We start from the raw sequence: 2,218 nt of genomic DNA, 5'->3' as shown, positions 1-2,218 counted from the left end.
GCGGCTACTTCCGCGCGCTCGCCCGCATGGTGAAATCCGGCAAGATCGACCTCGCTGTCGAGCTCCTGGCCATGAGGAGGCGCAGAATGGCCTAGGATCGTGAGCAATCCTCATGGCACCATGATCATCGTGTGGGTTCTTCACCTGTCAGCGAAGCTGGCTCCCGGTTCTGATTGCAGAGCGGCTGGACAAGTCGAATTCTGCCGTGTTGTCGGCGGCCGTCAGCAAGGTTCGTCATGCAGGAGAAATTGATAGGGGAGGGTAGAGCCCCTGTGAGATAAGACGAATTTTCGTGTGCCGCGAAGAGGGGACACATCCAGGTACATCACGGTTGTGAATCGTTGTGGCGCAATGGATTCATAGCTTTGATTGGACCTCGCCTCAGGTCCTGCGCAACATGGAGACATGTCCGACGACACGATCCAGTACCTGGTGCTCGACAGGTGTGATCCCACCTGCAACATGGCCCGCTACTATGTGCTGTCGATCGAGACCAGCCTGTTCGGTGATGCCTCGTTGATCCGGGAATGGGGCCGTATCGGTCGGCCTGGTCAGACGCGGATTGAGCTTTACGAAACCCAATCGATGGCCGTGGAAGCTCTTGAGACTTGGCTCCAGCGGAAGCGCCGACGTGGCTACGTCGCTCAGGGACGGGTAGGAGGGTTGCCGTGACAGATGAGAGAGCGGGCGCGATCTCATACGCTGAAGTCAACGGTGTCAGTCGGTAGGTAGAGCCGTCCTCACCGGAATTATCTTTCACGTGAGCGCGATTGCAACCATGACCTCCCCGAGAACTGGCGTTTATCCCTCCTGATGTTAGAGTCTCAGGCATGACCCAGATCGTCGACGAGATCCGCACACTCATTGAGGTCCTCTACGATGACCCTGAGGACTTTCTACGGGGACCTCACGGCATATTCGGCAGCCGCCCTCCGGGTGAGCTCATGGCAACCGAGGAAGGGCAGCTCGAACTCCTGAGATTCCTCCGCGCTGCAGCGCAGGGCGTCTATATGCCGCCCAACGAAATTGATCGGGATTTCAAGCCTTATACAGACGCCGACATTCGGTTTATCGATGAACACGATGGGCGTGTCGAGGACCTTCCCTTCGAAGAGGGTCTGCTTGCGCAGAGTCAAGGCAAGGGACCAAACGACAATGAGCCTATCGACAAGGATTACACCACGATGAACGTTGACCCCTTGCTGGATCAAGCGATCACTCATCTTGAAGGACAGATTGCGCAACTCAGGTCTCTCAAGGGCTCTGGGCCAGAGATCGCTACAGTCGTTGCGAGGACACACGAGGTCTTTGGCGATCAGGGCGTGTTATGGTTAGTCGAGCATAATCAAGCGCTGCAGGCCACTCCTCTAGACCTGGTGTCTCAAGGTAGGTCGGACCAAGTCCTGACGCTCCTCGACCAGATCAAGTATGGAGTATGCGTGTGACCGCACGGGAGGATTCGACTGAGGCCGTGTTGGTAGCCCTGAGGGCCCTGCGGCGTTCATAGATCCGTCAAACGGGCCGGATCAGAATCTGTCGAGGAGCACCTCAGGGCAGCGAGCCTCGCCGATCTCACGGATGATGAAGGGACATCGGTGAACTGTTCCCGGAGCAGCGGACTTCTTGTCAAAAGGGGCGTTATCAGATTCCCTGTTGTAAGCGGGTGGATGTAGGCGGTCATCAGGACCTGCAGATCATTGAAATCCAACTCTTAGCGGGCAAGGCAATCGAGGCCCTGGCAAGCTTACTTCACCACCAATAGTGTCGTGGTTCCTAAGAGCGGAACACATCAACCGCGAGCCATTCGCTAGCTTATGTTCTGTGATCGGCTAGGCGAGGGCGATCATCTTATCATCGATGGACTGGCATGCTCCGACCAAGAGACGTCTCAGACGGGGAGCCTCAGATGCTGGTTGCAACATTACATTCACATCCCCTGATACGCCACTCGCCCGATAGTGGGATGACGAGCGGGCAAGGTCAGCAATCAGGACCCGTCCGAACTGTTTCAGCCAAACGGAGCATCAACACTGGCGCGGATGGTTCCTATGGGAGGAGGGGAGCGGCGACCCAGGAGGCCCTAGTTCCAAGAGCTGACGAACGGGACGATGTCCGGATGGGTGAGAGCCAAAGCTCAAAATTCCCGAAAGTGGACAGTGTGCGTGCGGATTCCGACGAAGTCGGCCAGTTGTTCCGACGCGATGTCGGCCATGCATTC

The 2,218-nt window shown here is 56.9% G+C and carries 2 protein-coding genes; both read left to right on the top strand.

Annotated elements, in window-relative coordinates; genetic code table 11:
* Window positions 1-405 precede the first annotated feature (405 nt).
* Entirely contained in the window at window positions 406-672 is a 267-nt protein-coding gene (locus tag OC446_RS30095) for a WGR domain-containing protein (protein WP_262032550.1), read from the top strand.
* Window positions 673-830: 158 nt separating this feature from the next.
* Window positions 831-1,445: an MbcA/ParS/Xre antitoxin family protein gene (locus tag OC446_RS30090; RefSeq protein ID WP_262032549.1), complete on the top strand. Its 615-nt coding sequence runs from the start codon at window positions 831-833 to the stop codon at window positions 1,443-1,445.
* The last annotated feature ends 773 nt before the right edge of the window (window positions 1,446-2,218 follow it).

The sequence above is a fragment of the Microvirga sp. Mcv34 genome, assembly GCF_024519725.1.
Classification (GTDB): Bacteria; Pseudomonadota; Alphaproteobacteria; order Rhizobiales; family Beijerinckiaceae; genus Microvirga.
This window is presented reverse-complemented; position numbering and strand designations above follow the sequence as displayed.

What these genes read in the sequence shown, in the direction of transcription:
- OC446_RS30090 (WP_262032549.1), top strand. Translation starts at nt 831, where the DNA reads ATGACCCAGATCGTCGACGAGATCCGCACACTCATTGAGGTCCTCTAC.
- OC446_RS30095 (WP_262032550.1), top strand. Translation starts at nt 406, where the DNA reads ATGTCCGACGACACGATCCAGTACCTGGTGCTCGACAGGTGTGATCCC.